Below are 17,879 nucleotides of genomic sequence, written 5' to 3'. Positions count from 1 at the left end.
TTATTTTATTAAGTTATCTTCTACAAACTTCCAGTTAATCATATGCTTAATAAATATGTCAACATAATCAGGTCGTTTGTTACGATAATCAATATAATAAGCATGTTCCCATACATCACATGCAAGAAGCGGCTTCATACCATTTGCTATAGGTGTACCGGCATTAGCAGTTTTTATAATTTGTAACCTATTATCGTGATATACAAGCCATGCCCAGCCACTACCGAACTGCCCTACTGCCTCTTGCTTAAACTGTTCGCAAAACCCTTCAAAACTACCGAAATCTTTATTAATTTGTTCTAATATTTTACCGTTTGGCTTACCTCCGCCCTGCGGCTTTATTGAATGCCAAAAAAAGGTATGATTCCATATTTGGGCGGCATTATTAAAAATAGCCGCATTTGAGTTTTGTGATGACCATTCTATTATTTCTTCTAAATCTTTTTTTTGTAATTCTTCTTTATCTTTGAGTAAATTGTTTAGATTTTGTACATAAGTATTATGATGCTTGCCATGATGATAATCAAAAGTCTCGAGAGTAAAATGTGGTTTAAAACTTTCTTTCTTATAAGGTAAATCAGGTAAGATAAAAGGATATAAGGTTTGATTAGATTTGTTGCAATAGGTCATGTCATTTTCTACTATGTTAGTTTTTATATATTTTATAGCAAGAACCAATACGTCATTGCAAGGGAAAACTGCAAGTTTTGACAAAGCAATCTCAGGAGTCCTACTTTATGAGATTGCCGTGCTCCTTGCATTTGTCCGCAATGACGATTTAGTATCTACGCAGGAATGACATCATAGTAACTTACAAAAATCGGAAGCTAAATAAAGTGATCCGGTTATTATAATATTTGCGTTATTATCGCCGTTTATCTTCTTTATATTACTAATCGCTTCTTCGAGTGAGTCGCTTTCGCTAAAATCAATACCACTCTTTTTGCCTTCCAAATTTATTGTTTCTGCACTATGGCTTAACGGTTCAGATAAAACTTTAACACCGTAACCTTTAATTGTCAAACCCTTAAAGTAAGAGCAAAATTCCTCGATATTCCTATTTTTAGTCATACCGAGTATTAAATATATCGATGATTTTAAATTATCACGTATCCAATTTGCCAAAACTTGAGCTCCACCATTATTGTGAGCTGCGTCTACCCAAATTTGAACATTATCACCTATTAATTTAGAATATTTGTTCGGTTCTATTTTTTCAATTCTAGCAGGCCAAATAGTATTTTGTAATCCTCTAGCAATAACCTCATTATTAATATTAAATTGTTTGTTAATAAGGCTTATTAAGGCAATAACGCTTGTAGCATTTATTAATTGATGATCACCAAGTAGCGAAGGAGTTGGAAACTCATAGGTAAAATTTCGTGATGAATAAATAAATCCGTTGTCCGTCTTTTTAATACCGAAATCATATTCATAACAGAAACTCGGTACTTTTAACTCTTCAGCCTTTGCAAATAATGTTTCATAAACTTCCAAAGCCTGCATACTTATAACGCAAGGAACGCAAGACTTCATAATACCAGCTTTCTCAACTGCTATTAGGGGTAATGTATTACCCAGTATATGCATATGATCATATGAAATAGGTGTAATTAAAGTAATTAACGGCTGTTCTACTATATTTGTTGCGTCTAATCGACCGCCTAGTCCCGTCTCTAAAATTAATATATCGGCTTTTGTTTTCTCAAATGCTAGAAACGCTGCTGCTGTAATACCTTCAAAGAAGCTAGGTTCAATATTAAATTTTTCGCTTACTACCCTCACTTGCTCACAAACCTGCCATAATTCATTATCCGATATTTTCTCACCTGCAACTACGATTCGTTCATTAAATTCTAATAAATGAGGAGATGTATAGCAATGTACCTTATAACCGGCAAGCGTAAAGATGCTTTTAAGCATAGCACTGCTTGAACCCTTCCCGTTTGTACCTGCTATATGTATGACGGGAGGAAGCCTTAAATGAGGGTTACCTAAGGCTCTTAAAAGTTTTGCTATATTTTCAAGATCATATTTAATGTTATTTTTCCAGGTCGGCACCGGAAAATGCGGCATTAGCATTGTTATTGATTTTTTTTATGAATAATAGAGTTATACCATATTTGTTGTCAACTTAAAAATCGATGCCATTCCTGCAAAGGTGGTGTTTTTGCATGGCTTAAAAAATCTACTCGATGTCATTCACGCGTAAGCGAGAATTCAGGGTAAAGTGAGATAAACCGAGCTTTTAAAAAGCTTAAAAGTAGTGGATCCCTGCTTGCACGGGAATGACATCGAAACTTTAGATCAACTGTTTTTAGGTAATACTGAAGTTCATCAAGTTTTTGGTTTTACTGCATTGATAAGTCCAATTAATAATACTGATTTAATTATGCCCGGTATTATAAAAGGTAATACGCCGCCGTAAAATGCACCGCTTGCTCCTAAGAATGTAGAGAGCCACATCCAGCCTAAACTCATAATAATTATATTACCGATCAAACATAAAGATATCTGATTTAACCATTTATTAGAAGTAAAAATTTTATCTTTTAAGCTAGCCATAACATATACGGCAATTACAAAACCTGCTAGATATCCTCCGGTAGGACCAAATAATATTCGTAAACCGCTTGAAAATTCTCCGAATACAGGGATTCCTATTGCCCCAAGAGTTATGAAAGATAATATTATTAAAGGTGCGGTAGTCTTATCATATGTAAGTCCGATGAATATCACTGCAACGGTTTGTAATGAAATAAATATAGGCTTTATAGGTATTACTATTTGTGAACCAATAGTAAGTAATGCTATTCCTAAAACTATTTCTATTGCTTGCCTTGTGGTTAATGGTAGTGAGATTGAATTAAGTTGCATAAAATTACCGTATAATTTATTTTTAAGTAATTACACTAAATAAAATTATATAATGTCCTTGTCAAGAGAATATAAAATGAAAATAAAAGTTTATAATGATCTAGGTGTTTCAAAAGAAAGTATTAAGCATTGCATGCATACCTTAAGACTTTATGCTCCAAAGTATAACGTAGATTATATTACTGCACAAGAAATTATAGACGAAAAGTGGGTTCAAAACACCTTATTACTTATTTTACTCGGTGGAAGAGATTTATACTATGTACAAAAATTGCAAGGCAAAGGAAATGCTAATATAAAAAATTATATTAAAAACGGTGGTAATTTTCTTGGGATATGTGCAGGCAGTTACTACAGCGGTAACTATGTAGAATTCGCTAAAGGAACAGATATAGAGGTTATAGGTAAAAGAGAATTAAAGATTTTCAATGGAACGGTTAGAGGACCATTGCTTGCTCCTTATTGTTACAACTCACATAAAGGAGCAAGAGCCGCTTATCTAAAAATAAATCCAACACTTAATTTAAATATTAAGGATTGTTATGCTTTTTATAATGGCGGTGGATATTTTATTGATGCAGAAAATACCAAAGATACTGAAATAATAGCAAGTTATGAGGATTCTCAGGCTGCAATAATAAAATGTACTTACGGTGACGGGACAGCTATTTTAAGTGGAGTGCATCTTGAATATGAGCCTGCACTCATAAAAAATCAATCTTTTAATAATATTCATAAAATACTAAAAGCTCATGATACGAAAAGAATCAAATTATTAAATTATATATTAGACTTCTTCAGAAACTCGCTTATAGAGAGGAATTTGTAGGAAATACGCAGCACAGCACCGAAGCGTACATAGAAGTACGTGAGAGGATGCGAGCAGCGAATTGACACAAAATTACCTCTAGAAGTAGAGTTTCTGAAGAAGAATATTCAAAAATCTAAATCTGTATAATAGTTTGGAGGGGTAAAGCCAGGGATTCTATCTTGTAGTAATAACCTAAAAGCCGGTCTTGATTTAATTAATGAATACCAATGTTTGATAAGCGTCCATTTATCCCAATAAATCTCACCGAAATAATCGAGTACCGATAAGTGACAACTTACGGCAATATCGGCAATAGTTAGTGAATCCAATACAAGATAACTTCTTTTTTCTAGTAAAGAAGTTATATATTCTAAGTGATAATTTAAATTATTTTTTGCAGCACGTAAAAACGCGGTTCGTGGGCTGCTCATTTTAGCAATTGATCTTATAACTTTTTCATCGATGATAATCTTAGTAACTTCACGATAAAATTTATCATTAAACCAAAAGAATAATCGTCTAATTTCACAACAAATATCAATATCTTCATCTAAAAAATTAAAATTCGGATATTTGCTATTAAGATATTCAACAAAAGGATAAATGCCTACCACAAATAAGCCGTATGATTCTGCTAAAATAGGTAAAGTTCCGGCAGGATTTATTTTTAAGAAATCTTTATTGAATTGCCAATAATCTTCTTTAATCGTAGTAAATTCTACATCTAATTCTTTTAAGAAGACACGGGCTTGTCTTGAAAGAGGACAAATAGGATTATGATATAACTTTTTCATTAAATTGTGTTATAGCCCTAGTCATTCCGCGACTTGATCGCAGGATCTATCAATATTTATTAAGCTGTTTTCTAAGCTCCCACGATCAAGTCGCGGGATGACGGTCTATAAGCCGGATTCTGTATGAATATAAATTCATTGCAGTTATTTATCTAGGATAAACGTTACCGTTTACCTCAAGCGATCTACCCGCATTACAAACCGGTTAGAGATAACCCGGGAACTTGATAAGTTCTGTAACGCCTATTTGATCTTGCTCTTGGTGGGGTTTACCATGCGTAATTTGTTACCAACTTACCGGTACGCTCTTACCGTACCTTTTCACCCTTACCAAAAATACTTGATCAACTTCAAAAATTGGCTGCGGCATTCCACAAGTACTATGGTACTCACGTATTAAGTATACGACGCTTCGTTCCTCGTCTTGTGAACTCCTAGCTTTTTTTGAAGTTGATCTTCGTATTCATACTTGGCGGTGTATTTTCTGTGGTACTGTCCCTAAAGTAATAATACTCTGCCGGAGGTTAACCGGCACCATACCTCTATAGAGTCCGGACTTTCCTCGTGATCTATAGCTTTGCTATATCATCACGCAACTGCACGACCATTTAGAATTATGGTCAATTTTCTTAAATTAGTCAATAACATTTAGAATAAGTTCAATTAACTTATTAGGTTCTATGAAGGTTTTTAATTGATTTGCTATTTTGAGATATTTTTTAGCGAAAATTAATAAGATTTTTTTTAAAAATTTGACTTTTGTACACAGAATATAATTAAATTAATAATAATAACAAATTTAAATTTAACGTTGCTACTATTTTTTTCATAATGTATAAACATGTATTTAATACTCCTAAACACATAAATTGTTAGCAAATTTTGATATATGATATGAATAAATTAATTTATTATTTTGGCAGTAATGGTAGTGATGGAAACGCTAGCATGAAAAATATACTTGGTAACAAAGGTGCTGGTCTTGCTGAAATGTCCAACCTAAAGCTACCTATTCCTGATGGTTTTACAATAACTACAGAGCTATGTAATTACTTTTATACCCACAATAATAACTTTCCTAAAAACTTTCAAAGCGACTTAAAAAAAGCTATCACCGAACTTGAAATAACTACCGGTAAAATTTTCGGCAGTACAAGTAATCCTTTGTTATTATCGGTGCGTTCGGGCTCTACGATTTCAATGCCTGGAATGATGGATACTATCCTTAATCTTGGAATGAATAACGAAGTGTGTAATGCTCTTGCGGATTCCTGCGGTGATAAACGATTTGCTCTTGATAGTTACAAAAGATTTTTAGAAATGTACGGTTCAACGGTATTATCTATACCTAGTGATCTATTTGAACAAATTTACGAAAAGCACAAGATACAAGCCGATATTCATAAAGATAGTGATATTACCGTAGAATTGTTAGAAAAAATTATTGATGATTTCAAACGGTTGCATGTTAAGTATACTAAGCAACTAATTAATGATCCTTATGAACAGTTAGAATCGGCAATTACAGCGGTGCTACATTCTTGGATGAGTAATAGAGCGGTTATATATAGAAAAATCAATAATATTTCGGAGGATTCCGGTACGGCTATTAATATCCAAGCAATGGTTTTCGGTAATTTAGGTAAAACTTCAGCTACGGGAGTTGCTTTTACTAGATCACCTTCTACAGGAGAAAAAAAGCTCTTTGGAGAGTTTTTAATAAATGCTCAAGGTGAAGACATAGTATCGGGAACTAGAACACCTATACCTATTATTGCAAATGATTCAAATTCTATGCAAGCAATGATGCCGGAAGTGTTTAAGGAGTTATCACAAATTGCGCAAAAGCTTGAAGAACATTACTTAGATATGCAGGATATAGAATTCACTATAGAAAATAATAAGCTATATATTTTGCAAACACGTACTGCAAAAAGAACAGCCATCGCTGCTATTAATATTGCCGTACAAATGGTAGAAGAAAAGCTTATTTCTAAAGAACAAGCCTTAATGCGAATCGATCCGGAATCATTAAATCAATTATTGCATACAAGAATTGATTACAGTAAGGGGCTTACTTCTATTGCTGAGGGGCTACCTGCTTCTCCTGGGGCTGCAACAGGTATGGCAGTATTCTCACCTTATGATGCCGAAAAATTATCTCATCATCATAAAGTAATTTTAGTACGCCATGATACTAGTCCTGAGGATATTAACGGAATGCATGTTTCTTCAGGTATTTTAACTATTAGAGGGGGAATGACTTCACATGCCGCAGTTGTGGCCAGAGGTATGGGGAAGCCTTGTGTTTGCGGTACAAGTAATTTATCTATAGATGAGAAAAAGCAAATATTAACAGCAGGCGACATAGTTATTAAACAAGGTGATATTATAACGATTGATGGAGGTAGCGGTAAAATCTTCTTAGGTGAAATGCCTTTAATTCAACCTACTTTCAGTGAGGAATCAAAATTAATTTTAGATTGGGCGGATGAGATTAGTAGCTTAAAAGTTCGTGCAAATGCTGAAACAGTTAACGATGCTTTAGTATCTATAAAGTTTGGAGCTCAAGGTATAGGTTTGTGTCGTAGCGAACATATGTTTTTTGATAAAAATAAAATTCCTTTAGTAAGAGAAATGATTATTGCTCCTAATATAGAACGGAGAAAGCTTGCTGTGCAGAAATTATTACCTCTGCAAACTGAGGATTTTAAAGCTTTATTCAGAGTAATGAAAGATAAACCGGTGAATATTAGATTACTTGATCCGCCGTTACATGAGTTTTTACCTGCCACTGAAGAAGATAAAAAGAATTTGGCCAATAGCTTAAATCTACCTTTATCCGTGATTAATCAACGTCTTCATGCTCTGCATGAAGTAAATCCTATGCTTGGTCACCGTGGATGTAGACTTGGTATATGTTCGCCGGAAATTTACCAAATGCAAATTGAAGCAATTTTTACAGCTATTTTTGAGCTACATAAAAAAGAACATATAGAATGTAACTTAGAATTAATGATTCCTTTAATTAGCAATGTAGGTGAAATAAAAAAGCTTAAAATGGATATTTATGCAGTAATAGAGGAATTAGAGCAACGTTATAGATATAAGTTTTCCTTTACGCTTGGTACTATGATAGAACTACCCAGGGCAGCACTCAGCAGTAAGAAAATAGCTAAGGAAGTTGACTATTTTAGTTTTGGTACTAATGATTTAACTCAGACTACATATGGAATTTCTAGAGATGATATTGCCTCTTTTCTTCCATATTATTTAGAAGAAAAGATTTTTGAATCCGATCCATTTACTACTCTCGATGAAGAAGGAGTAGGAGAATTAATTGAAATTGCTATAAAACGTGGAAAAAGCAGTAATGCTAATTTAAAACTCGGAGTTTGTGGAGAACATGCAGGGAACCCTGCCTCTATAGCATTTTTTCATAGAATGAATTTAAACTATGTTTCTTGTTCTCCATACCGTATCCCTATAGCAAGAATCGCCGCAGCACAAGCTAAAATTAAACATGGGTGATAAAGGCGTTGTTGCGAGCGGGTATTGAGACCTATAATACCGGACATTTTCGTTCTATGTCATTCCTACGTGGCCTTGTTGCGTGAATCAATTTTACCTCTGTCACCCCATGGTCAAGCCACGGAGTGACATAGTGGGTTTTACCGGTCCACACAATGATCAAAAAATTATTTACAAATTAATATGATCATAATACCGATATTAAGCATTTTTGGGTTTTCATCTTTTTTGGCCAAATATTTCAAAACAAAATTGACTTTCGCTATTCCTGTAACAATCAGCATATTAGTACCGATTTTATATTGTTTTGCTATGTTAAAGTTATTACCGGCTGCAACATATATATGTTATTTCATCGGTATATTTTTAGCTTTCATGTCATTCTTGCATTTCATAGGCGTTGTTGTAGGGGGTGGCTCCGCTCCTGTTATTCCGCGACTTGATCGTGGGATCCAGTTAAAAATGTTTAGTATTTTAAAGTTATATTTTAGGATACCGTGGTCAAGCCACGGTATGACATTGCATGCATTTCTTGATCTACGCAATAATACCTCCTTCATGTCATTTCTGTGGAAGCAGGAATCTAGAAAAAATATAATTGAAATCATTGTATTTACTTTATTGATTCTTTTGTTTTTTTTTTATACCAGAGATGCATCGCTGCATGCTTATGATGATTTTTCACATTGGGGAATATTTACTAAAGAATTGTTATATTTCGGTGTTTTTGAAAATCAGTCTTCGTTAACTTCTATTATTACTACTCATGCCCATTATCCAAGAGGAGCGGCCGTTTATCATTATTTTATGCTGCTACTTTCAGGTTATTCGGACGGTAACGTATTATTTGCTCATTTCTTATTACATTTAGCATTTCTAGCTCCTTTGGCCGCAAATAAGAAATTGTGGCAAACCGGAATGTTGTTTTCACTTTTACTTTGCGGCGTAGTATTATATACGACCGGAATTCGTTCAATATATAACGATAGTACTATTGGCTTAATGTTCGGAGCTATTTTTGCAATTTATATCCTTGCGGCGGAAGACAAGAAAAAAGCATTATTGCTTATTTTACCTATTACGATATTACTTGCCTTTTTCCGAGAAATTGGAATATGGCTTGCTAGTTTTGCTTCGATAATTCTTATAACTCATTATACAATTTTTTATAAAAAGCCTAAAAAATCAAGTGATTATATTACGTATCTGATTTTACTTACTTTACCTATTTTGTGTAATTTTATTTGGATGAGTTATTTTAAAAATACCCATGATTTTTTTGACAGATGCGAACATAGTTTTAGCAATTTAGTATATATTGCTGAAAATTTTAATGAACAGCATAGATCATTATTACTAAATTACGGTAAATTTCTCTTATTATTCTTATTAAAAGAAGGAAGTTTAGTTGTATATACTATTTGTATAGCTGCATGGTACGGAATTCGTAAATATAAACTGGATTTGTTGAAAGAGTATAAATTTTTCCTGATAAGTACGTTTGCGTGTTTTCTAATTTTTGTTTTGTGGCGGTTATATTTATATTTCTTTACCTTTAGTTATGAAGAAGCAATTAGAGGGGCATCGTTACTTAGATATCTTGGATGTTATGTTATAGCTATCGGAATGATTGCAGCTTCATATGTTAAAAATAGTATTTTCTTACACAAGCAAAGTAATAAAGAGTTATTTATATTCCTTCTGCTTCTTGCTGTTTCTACGTTTTCCGTAGTAAAAAATATACTAAGAATCAAACACTTAAACTTAGAACAAAAGAATTTTATCCAGCAAACAACAGAAGTTAAAAAGCTATTGGAGCAAGGCAATAAAATTGAATTTAACTTTAGCGGTAAGAAAGATAATTTACAATGTTATATATTAAATTACAATCTAGTACCGTATTTAAGTAAGAAATCCTTACAAGAATGCATAAAAGCCCCTAAAGAAGCGATTATAGAAACAAAAGAAGAAGCGGTATACGCTCCTTTTAAATAGCGTTGAGGATTTGTTGCACAGCTCCTATGTCATTCCTGTGTGGCTTTGCTGTGTAGATATTACCCTATCATTGCGAGCAGTTGTAGTACTTGCGTGGCAATCTCATAAAATAATAACAGACTTCTGAGATTGCTTTGTCAATTGTTATGCAATTTCCGTAGCTTAGACGGGAAAGCTGATTCACGCAACAACATCACGCGATGAATAACATAAAACCAATATAGATTTTAACAATTATGGATATAAAATATAATTTAGTTGCCGCTTACCGAATAATGGTGTATTTATCGCTGGATGATCATACTTATATACGCATCTATCCGCAAGACCTAAAATGCCGCGTTTTACTATATTTTATCCTTTTGGACTAAGATTTGAAGAAGTAACTACAGAGAATCTTTTAAAAGTTAGTTTAGACGGACAAATTTTAGAAGTGGAAGAATATCAATATAATAAAACCGGTTACTTTATGCATGGTAGTGTTTATAAAACACGCCTTGATATTTCTACCATTTTTTATTATCGTGCTCCTGCAGCTATTGCCGTTTCTGCTTTAAAATGCGGACTTTTACCGATCAGTCAATGGGCATTACATTTTTACGACAGAATATCATAATTATAATTCTCTAGTACTAGATGTTGACAAACAGAGTAATAGACTTATTACTGACCTTAAACAGAATTATGTGATGTTACTTCGTAATCTTGTAAAACACAATGCCTACTAAATTCTACAAAAGAACAAGAGCTTACAACCCCTTCCGTAGCAATATGTAAGCAGACGGTAAAAAGCTTATTATCGTTTGAAGAAGATTTAGGCAAACGTGACTGGGCAGCTTGGCTACGACTTGTGAAGATGTGATCACAATACTACGACTCCAGCGACTTTACTTGCTTGTTTTAAGGATTTATCAAGTGTTGCTATTGGTAACCCACAGCGTGATGCTAGCTCTAAATAACTAGCATCATAAAGTGTTAATCCATATTGTACAGCTAAATCCATTGTCTTAAACCATATATGTTCCAATGTTATTTAATCAATTTTGATGTAAAGATCCTTTAAAATGTAAATTGCTTGGTGACGTTGATTTGCAGTAAGACGTTTTGCATGCTCTGCACATTGCCATGCAGCCTATGGCTGCTCACAATGATGACTCAGTGTCCATGCAACAACGCCTCCTTGCAATGGCGTAGCTTTTTCAAACCATTAATATTTATTTAGCAATGCCATTATTTCATTACAATAGCTGATAATATATTCTGATTATAAGGTTCTTGCAAATGATATGAACGTCTTTTACTTGGATATTTTAACGGATTTGTGTAAGTATCTTCAGCAATATTTTTTATATCTTTGACGCCTGCTTCTTTAAGTTTTAACTGTACAAAAGCCGGTAAATCAAACATATAATGATTTTCTTTTATAGAGTTTATAAAAAACTGTTTATTGTTAATATCCTTACTTAAGAAAGCTTTATAATATTCATCATCAACTTCATATGAACTTTGAGCTATAGCAGGACCTATCACTGCTATTAAATTCTTTGCTCCTTTTTCTGTTATTTTAGTAACTATATTACTAATAATATTATTTATACTTCCTTTCCAACCTGCATGTGCTGCTCCGATTATTTTACCGTCGCCGCTTGTAAGTAATACCGGTACACAATCTGCCGATTGTACCGCTAATACTAAATTTTTCTTAGTTGTAATGCTGCCATCTGCTTCAGGTACGGCAATTATAGACTCATCAGCATTAACAATTTGATTGCCATGTACTTGGTTTAAAATTAAAATATCTTGTGCTTTAAAATAAGTAGTAATAGATTTTTTGTTTTCAACTATTTCTGTTTCATTTATAGAGTTATTTTTTTTTATATATCTATGACTAGAATTATTGAATGTTTTATCAAAAATTTTATAATAAACTGATCCGTTTATTAATCCTTCCATGAAAATACCTAATATTGATTATAATAGTTTTATTAATACTTTATCCGGTCGTTTACAAAAAAATAAACAGCTAGAAAGAATAATAGCACAATTTCATCAAGACTATAACCTAATCCCTATTATCGGCATAGAAATAGAGTTTTATTTAAGTCACAATATTGATATAGCTAAATTTGAAATACTTTCAAGAAAATACTTAGCTAGATTTAAAATTGCTAAAATAAAAAAAGAAAAAGGCAATAACCAATTTGAAATAGATCTTCCCCCTTCTGTAAACTTAATACAATATATAAAAAATATATTAGAAGTTAAAACTATTTTAAAAAAAATGGCACAGCAGTTAAACGGTTATATAGATTTTTCGCCTAAGCCATTTTTGGATGATTATGGTAATAGTATGCATTTTCATATTAATTTTAATTCCGAGTTCAATGATCATTATATAATTTTAGCAGCACAAGGGCTATGTCACTATATGTTAGACACTCTACTCGCTTTTATGCCTACTACTCTAGATTATTCACGGATCAATAAAAAATTTATGGCTCCTACGCATATATCGTACGGTGGAAATAATAGAAGCGTAGCCGTACGAACTCCAAATGCTTTTCCCAAACGTTTAGAACATCGCTTATCTTCCCCCGAAACTGATCCATATATAGCAATTTTTACGATTTTAAAGTCAATATTATTGGCTTTAAAATCTCCAAGTGCTCTCCAAACAATAGAAAAAATTTACGGGAATGCTTTCGATCCACAATATAATTTAACTCCATTACCGACATCATCTCAGGAGAGCTTTATGTTATTTAAACCGGATTTTTTTAAATAATTTGTATTTTGTTTACAAAACTTAAAAGCTAAACAATAATTGTTTTTTTACAACTAAAATAAAGATTGATATAAAATATTAAATATAAAACTGCTGAAATTATTTCAATTAATTATTTTATTTTTGTAAAACTAAATACTAATGAAGTGCTTTAAGCTGCACTTCACTCTATATTTTCATAATTTTTCATTAGATAATTAAACTCCGCACCATAGATAAATATCATATTTATAATATAGAAGAATATTAATGTAACTATTATACTACCAAGGGAACCATACATTAGATTTAATTGATTATAGTAGACTATATAACTTGAAAGCAAATAGCCGCTTATTATCCATAATATCACAGTTAATAAAGCCCCTGGAAATACATCAATAAAATTTAGTTTTACATTAGGTAATATATAATACAAAGACGAGGCACCTAAAAATAATAAAATTAAAATTAAAGAATATCTTACAAAATTTAAAATGATCTTATATTTTTCAATGGTCTCTAATATTATCGGAATTTTTGTAAATAATATTGGAATCACCACTAAAAGAAACATAGTAAAGGTAATCAAGACACTAATTATAAGAAACTGTATAATACTAAGTAATCTTCTTCTTATATAAGGGGGTGGAGATTTTATTTGATATACACGATTTAAAATAGTCCTTAAACATTCTACAAAAGAAGAAGCAGTCCAAATACTGCCTACTATGGCAAGATTCATTAAACTTTGAGGAGGAGTACTTAGTAATTCTCGTATTCTTTTTTCTATTGATTCCGTTGCTTGTTCCGGAAGACTCTCTAGAAAAATTTGTATAAAATTTTGACCAAGTTCTGAAGCTCCTAAAAAGCTTGTTAAAGCTAATAAGAATACTAGAAAAGGGAAAATGGATAAAAGTATCATGAATGACATATATCCCGAATGTTCAATGCCATCATCTTCTATTGTTCTAAATAAGGCTACGTAAAGACAATTAAAAATTTTTCTCATGATAAAAGCTAAGTGGTTATTATTAATTTTATATTTAATCTTAAATAAGTTCGCTGTAAATAATTAATTTATAATTAAAATGAAATTATACTTTATCCTTGATTTGAAATATTAATATAGAAATGAAATTTTTTCTTGCATTAATTTTATATTTTTCTATAACACACCAAAATTTTATTTTTTTTATAAATTGTAATTTTTAGTAAATAAGTTTTTAAAACATATTCATATTTTAGAAATAATTTTAAAGTTCTTATGATATTTTTATTTGATAAGAAATAATTTTATTCTTTGATAATTATTTACCAAATGATTACAAAAAATGTTATTTTATAATTGCTTATAATATTAATTTATGGTATTATTTCTACTTACACTTGGATAAGTTTAATAGTATTAAATTATTAATAACCATATTTTGTTCAAAGAAAATTTTTAAATATAGATATAATTAGTAACTAAGGAGAGGATAATGGGTAGAAAAAACGATATTATACAAAAAATCGATAGTTTTATTGGTGAGAAAATTTATTCTTTAAGACTCGCTAAGGGGTTGTCTCGTCAACAACTGGCTGAAGTAATTGATGTTACGCATCAACAATTACAAAAATATGAAAAAGCAATTAATAGAATTTCTGTAGGAAGGCTAGTACTAATCGCAGAAGCTTTAGATAGGAATATTGATTATTTCTTTGAAGGTTTAGAAGAAGCTAATAAACCGAAGCCTGTACATACTCAACATCAACGTATGTGCATTGAAGTTTCAAGAAATTTTATGAAAATTAACAGCACGGAAGAACAACAAGCCGTTAATAATTTAGTAAAATGTTTAGCTGGGAAAAAACTAAAAACTAATGCATAAAGGCAAGCTGCCACCCTGATTATGTTGTAGTATCATTTATGTCATTCCCGCAGAAGCCGGAATGACATTGCTTGCCTTAATAATATACAGAATACAAATCTTGATCAGCGTTGTGGAGAGGAAGACTCTCTTTTAATAGGTATTGATTTATTTAAATTTTCTGACTGAATGCTATCCCTTGCATTCATTAATGCGCTCATAATTTTTACATTCTCTTTGATATTAACTCTATCTCTTCCTACTACCATTTTAGCTTTTTCAATATCCGGCCTATCTTTACTTATAGGTTTTAATTTAGATTTGCCTGATACTACCCTTACATCTTCTGTTTTAACACTAGGGTTTTTAATTGCTTCTGCTCGTTTTTGTTCTTGTAATAACTTATCTATAACTTGTAAACGTACCTCTTTAGATAAAGTTTTATCATCAATTAAATTAGCTTTAATGAAACTTTGCTGTTCTTCAATAGAAGATTTAGTACCAAATACCTTTACCAGCTCATCTACTTTTTTTATTGATTCTTCTTTTTTTTCTTCAAGAGTTTTAAGGTGACCATTTGGAGAAAGCATAGCACGAAAATTATTGACTTTCTCAACTGCAAGCTTAGAGATATTATTTAATATACTAGAAGTTTCTTGTACAATTCTTTCTTCTGCCGACACTACCGGTCCTTTAGATTTTTCTAATGCTTCTATAACAGGATTAACAGCGTTAATTACTTCCTGAGCTTTGTTATATATATCATCGCGAGGCTGATTTTCTTCTATATTTTGTCCTTTTAACCCTTCAGTTAAATTTTGAATTTCTCTATCTAAAGCTACCTCATTCGCTGCATCTTTAGCTTTTTTAAGTGCCTCTTTCTCGGAGTCATTAATATTACTATTATCGATTCCGCTAGAAACTGCCTTAGTTATTTCAGGACCTCCTTTGCCTTCATAAATACCGTCTACTAACTCTTTAGTCATTAGCTCTCTATCAGGTAAATTGGTCTTACTTTCTGCAATACCTTTTTCCGCTGATGCCATAATAAGTGCTTTATTAGGTAAGGATAAAGAGGCATCACTATGAGTAGCTATAGTTTCGCCTGCCCCTTTAACAATCGCTGCTTTGTCTTGAGCTTCAAGTGAGCTCCCTGCAACTGTGTTAGTAATTTCTTGAATTATTTCGCCTTTAACTTTTGCTGTAGCCGGACCATCTAAAACATTAGATATAATGGCTTGTACGTTTGTTGTTTTTAATGCAGTATTACTTAGAGGATCAAACAAAATATCATTTACCTTTTTTATTGTATCTTTTTTAGTTTGTTCCGCTATAATCTTAGCTAAATTCTGCTGCATCAATTGTTGTTGTGCCGGACTGAGAACTTGGGCTTCTACACCTTTCTTTAATACAGAACCTAATAATTTTTGTTTTCCCGCATTGCTTAATGCAGAGACATTAACTTCATCACCTACTGCTATAAGCATTGTCCCTTTATCTTCAGTAGGAAGGTTACTTTTTATTACAGCATCCATAATACCGTCAATTGCTGTAGCTCTACTTGTATCATCTTTAAGACTTAAACCGATACCTACTGCCTTTTCTAACATCTGCTGTTTTTGCTTCGACTCAAGATTCTCTGAATTTAAAGCGATAGCTACTGTAGCTTCAAGCATTTTTGATTTTTCTAGGTCTGGGGTATTCTGATCATTTTTTATGGTTTCTAATACTGCATTGATTCCAGCTACTTTTGCATCCGGTGTGAGATTTTTATTATTGACCATATTTTCAGCTAAAGCAATGATATTAGCCTGCTTTTCAGCAATATCACTTTTCTCATTATTAAGAATTGCCGTGGCTGCTTCTTTAATTAAATCAATTTCTTTTGTTAATAAATCCTGCATGTTGCCTGATAAAGCCATAGCGGCATTAAGAATGTTTGGATTCACTTGTTGCGACTGTGGCATTTGTGAAGTCTCAGGTTGCAATGGTTGGTTAGTAGGAGTAATTGGCGGTACTTGTTGTTTATACTGAGGTGGTTCAACCGATGAACTTGCTGTTTGCTGTGGAGTTATTAGCGGTTGTTCCTTACTTTGTCCTTGTTCTATTATAATATCTTCAGCTTGTGATAAATCAACACTCTGCCCTTGGTTTAGTTCTACCTCTTTCATCATTTCTTTATATTTACCGCGTGTTACCGCAAGTGTATAAATTTCTCCACCATGCTCTATATAAGCTATTGCGTCATCTCCAGTTCCAGCAAATTTTAAAGGTTTTGGTGAGCTTATTTCTTTAAGTTGAGGTTTACCGTTTGGCCCTTCTTCGTAGTGGGCAGTGAAATATACGGCTTTATCTTTGGAGGGCTTTGTGCCATTAGCTTTTAATGCTACCATCGATAAATGCATTGACCCATTGGCTTTATCAAGTTTTATAGGAAAATCTATTCCCCTATATGAGCTGATCTGAACCTGAGTACCGTCTTGTTTAGCTACAGTAAAAGGCTTGGTTTTAACAGTTGTTTCATTTAAGGTACAGAGTTCATCACCTGCATCGTTTTTAACTACTGTTGCTCTAAGATCGCTTGCACTTACTTGACTTTCCCACTGTACCGGTTTAAATCCACCAGGGTATCCACTAGCGGCACTAAATGTATTATGAACATTTTTATAGCCGGCTATTTCTATTGATTCTAATTTCTTTTTAAGCTCAGGATTTTCTAAAGCTTTATCAATAAATTCTCTATTAGTCGGATTACCGAAAAAAGTACTTAATGTTTTATCTTTTTCTTTTTCTTCTTCTATTTCTTTTCTTTTTTGTTCAGCTAAATCACGGTCTGTAAGGGCTGCCAGGTCTTTTAATATTTGTTCTATTAAATTATCTTTTTGCGGTTGTATAATTGTTGCTCTTACAGCCTTGGTTATTGGGTCTGATGTCTGACTGTCAGGAGAGATATTGCCCGATAAAGCACTAATTGAATGGGTAGATTGAGCAGAAGATGCAAAAGTAACGATAAAACTATCGTCAGCTTCTAGTGAGGGGGTTGTAGTTTGAGATAAAAATTCTTTTTGCTCTTGTTCTTCTGTATATTCCTTATTTGCTAAAGGATCAAATTCACTTGTATCTAGGTTACCGTCTTGACTCATAAAACCTCTCATTTAACCAAAAAATTAGTATAAACTATAAGTGATGCGTAGTCAAGCCGATATTGTTATAACGATAAAGAACCCTCAATAAAAGTTTGTTTTTCTTCCGAA

General features: G+C 32.4%; 12 protein-coding genes, 1 other RNA gene and 3 pseudogenes. 6 read left to right on the top strand and 10 right to left on the bottom strand.

What is annotated here, in order from left to right; translation table 11 throughout:
- The 3 genes from QUD19_RS05610 to QUD19_RS05600 form a co-directional block, all read right to left on the bottom strand.
- A complete protein-coding gene (locus QUD19_RS05610) occupies positions 1 to 630 on the bottom strand; it encodes a superoxide dismutase (RefSeq protein WP_498808691.1) in 630 nt (209 codons plus the stop codon).
- A 171-nt stretch (positions 631 to 801) separates the two neighbouring features.
- Entirely contained in the window at positions 802 to 2,082 is a 1,281-nt protein-coding gene (locus tag QUD19_RS05605) for a folylpolyglutamate synthase/dihydrofolate synthase family protein (protein WP_498807879.1), read from the bottom strand.
- A gap of 255 nt (positions 2,083 to 2,337) precedes the next feature.
- Entirely contained in the window at positions 2,338 to 2,877 is a 540-nt protein-coding gene (locus QUD19_RS05600; RefSeq protein WP_498807877.1) for a biotin transporter BioY, read from the bottom strand.
- A gap of 76 nt (positions 2,878 to 2,953) precedes the next feature.
- Between QUD19_RS05600 and QUD19_RS05595 the strand changes: the two are divergent.
- A pseudogene (locus tag QUD19_RS05595) lies at positions 2,954 to 3,771 on the top strand (BPL-N domain-containing protein).
- 42 nt (positions 3,772 to 3,813) lie between these two features.
- Here the strand turns inward: QUD19_RS05595 and QUD19_RS05590 are convergent.
- Both QUD19_RS05590 and rnpB read right to left on the bottom strand, forming a co-directional pair.
- Entirely contained in the window at positions 3,814 to 4,482 is a 669-nt protein-coding gene (locus tag QUD19_RS05590; RefSeq protein WP_498807876.1) for a glutathione S-transferase family protein, read from the bottom strand.
- A gap of 94 nt (positions 4,483 to 4,576) precedes the next feature.
- Positions 4,577 to 5,094: RNase P RNA component class A (gene rnpB / locus QUD19_RS05585), an RNA gene on the bottom strand.
- Between the two features lie 282 nt (positions 5,095 to 5,376).
- Here rnpB and ppdK point away from each other — a divergent pair.
- Positions 5,377 to 8,013, top strand: a complete 2,637-nt coding sequence (gene ppdK, locus QUD19_RS05580) for a pyruvate, phosphate dikinase (protein ID WP_498807875.1) — start codon at positions 5,377 to 5,379, stop codon at positions 8,011 to 8,013.
- Positions 8,014 to 8,180: 167 nt separating this feature from the next.
- Here the strand turns inward: ppdK and QUD19_RS05575 are convergent, their stop codons facing one another.
- A complete protein-coding gene (locus QUD19_RS05575) occupies positions 8,181 to 8,297 on the bottom strand; it encodes a hypothetical protein (RefSeq protein WP_014408648.1) in 117 nt (38 codons plus the stop codon).
- Positions 8,298 to 8,325: 28 nt separating this feature from the next.
- On the opposite strand from QUD19_RS05575, the gene QUD19_RS05570 reads away from it, so the two are divergent.
- Positions 8,326 to 10,008 carry a hypothetical protein gene (locus tag QUD19_RS05570; RefSeq protein ID WP_498807873.1) on the top strand — a complete coding sequence of 561 codons (1,683 nt, stop codon included), beginning with the start codon at positions 8,326 to 8,328 and terminating at the stop codon, positions 10,006 to 10,008.
- Positions 10,009 to 10,244: 236 nt separating this feature from the next.
- Positions 10,245 to 10,870: pseudogene (locus QUD19_RS05565) on the top strand (class II aldolase/adducin family protein).
- Here the strand turns inward: QUD19_RS05565 and QUD19_RS05560 are convergent.
- A pseudogene (locus tag QUD19_RS05560) lies at positions 10,871 to 11,128 on the bottom strand (type II toxin-antitoxin system VapC family toxin); the annotation flags it as partial.
- A gap of 110 nt (positions 11,129 to 11,238) precedes the next feature.
- Positions 11,239 to 11,961, bottom strand: a complete 723-nt coding sequence (pgeF, locus tag QUD19_RS05555) for a peptidoglycan editing factor PgeF (RefSeq protein ID WP_498807871.1) — start codon at positions 11,959 to 11,961, stop codon at positions 11,239 to 11,241.
- Here pgeF and QUD19_RS05550 point away from each other — a divergent pair.
- Positions 11,960 to 12,793 (top strand): type I glutamate--ammonia ligase, encoded by an 834-nt coding sequence (locus tag QUD19_RS05550; protein WP_498807869.1) that lies wholly within the window; start codon positions 11,960 to 11,962, stop codon positions 12,791 to 12,793. The two genes, pgeF and QUD19_RS05550, sit on opposite strands and share 2 nt — an antisense overlap.
- A 163-nt stretch (positions 12,794 to 12,956) precedes the next feature.
- Here the strand turns inward: QUD19_RS05550 and QUD19_RS05545 are convergent, their stop codons facing one another.
- Positions 12,957 to 13,784 carry a YihY/virulence factor BrkB family protein gene (locus QUD19_RS05545; protein WP_498807867.1) on the bottom strand — a complete coding sequence of 276 codons (828 nt, stop codon included), beginning with the start codon at positions 13,782 to 13,784 and terminating at the stop codon, positions 12,957 to 12,959.
- A 472-nt stretch (positions 13,785 to 14,256) separates the two neighbouring features.
- Here QUD19_RS05545 and QUD19_RS05540 point away from each other — a divergent pair, with 472 nt between their 5' ends.
- On the top strand, positions 14,257 to 14,646 hold the full coding sequence (locus tag QUD19_RS05540; RefSeq protein WP_498807865.1) for a helix-turn-helix domain-containing protein: 390 nt from the start codon (positions 14,257 to 14,259) through the stop codon (positions 14,644 to 14,646).
- Between the two features lie 104 nt (positions 14,647 to 14,750).
- Here QUD19_RS05540 and QUD19_RS05535 read toward each other — a convergent pair whose 3' ends face one another.
- Positions 14,751 to 17,768: a Sca4 family spreading effector gene (locus tag QUD19_RS05535; protein ID WP_498807863.1), complete on the bottom strand. Its 3,018-nt coding sequence runs from the start codon at positions 17,766 to 17,768 to the stop codon at positions 14,751 to 14,753.
- Between the last annotated feature and the right edge of the window lie 111 nt (positions 17,769 to 17,879).

The sequence above is a fragment of the Candidatus Rickettsia kotlanii genome (genome assembly GCA_030295365.1).
GTDB lineage: Bacteria > Pseudomonadota > Alphaproteobacteria > Rickettsiales > Rickettsiaceae > Rickettsia > Rickettsia kotlanii.
This window is presented reverse-complemented; position numbering and strand designations above follow the sequence as displayed.

Bases quoted from the DNA above. Each gene is read 5' to 3' on its own strand.
- QUD19_RS05610 (WP_498808691.1), bottom strand. From the start codon at position 630: ATGACCTATTGCAACAAATCTAATCAAACCTTATATCCTTTTATCTTA.
- QUD19_RS05605 (WP_498807879.1), bottom strand. From the start codon at position 2,082: ATGCTAATGCCGCATTTTCCGGTGCCGACCTGGAAAAATAACATTAAA.
- QUD19_RS05600 (WP_498807877.1), bottom strand. From the start codon at position 2,877: ATGCAACTTAATTCAATCTCACTACCATTAACCACAAGGCAAGCAATA.
- QUD19_RS05590 (WP_498807876.1), bottom strand. From the start codon at position 4,482: ATGAAAAAGTTATATCATAATCCTATTTGTCCTCTTTCAAGACAAGCC.
- ppdK (WP_498807875.1), top strand. From the start codon at position 5,377: ATGAATAAATTAATTTATTATTTTGGCAGTAATGGTAGTGATGGAAAC.
- QUD19_RS05575 (WP_014408648.1), bottom strand. From the start codon at position 8,297: ATGCTGATTGTTACAGGAATAGCGAAAGTCAATTTTGTTTTGAAATAT.
- QUD19_RS05570 (WP_498807873.1), top strand. From the start codon at position 8,326: ATGTTAAAGTTATTACCGGCTGCAACATATATATGTTATTTCATCGGT.
- QUD19_RS05550 (WP_498807869.1), top strand. From the start codon at position 11,960: ATGAAAATACCTAATATTGATTATAATAGTTTTATTAATACTTTATCC.
- pgeF (WP_498807871.1), bottom strand. From the start codon at position 11,961: ATGGAAGGATTAATAAACGGATCAGTTTATTATAAAATTTTTGATAAA.
- QUD19_RS05545 (WP_498807867.1), bottom strand. From the start codon at position 13,784: ATGAGAAAAATTTTTAATTGTCTTTACGTAGCCTTATTTAGAACAATA.
- QUD19_RS05540 (WP_498807865.1), top strand. From the start codon at position 14,257: ATGGGTAGAAAAAACGATATTATACAAAAAATCGATAGTTTTATTGGT.
- QUD19_RS05535 (WP_498807863.1), bottom strand. From the start codon at position 17,768: ATGAGTCAAGACGGTAACCTAGATACAAGTGAATTTGATCCTTTAGCA.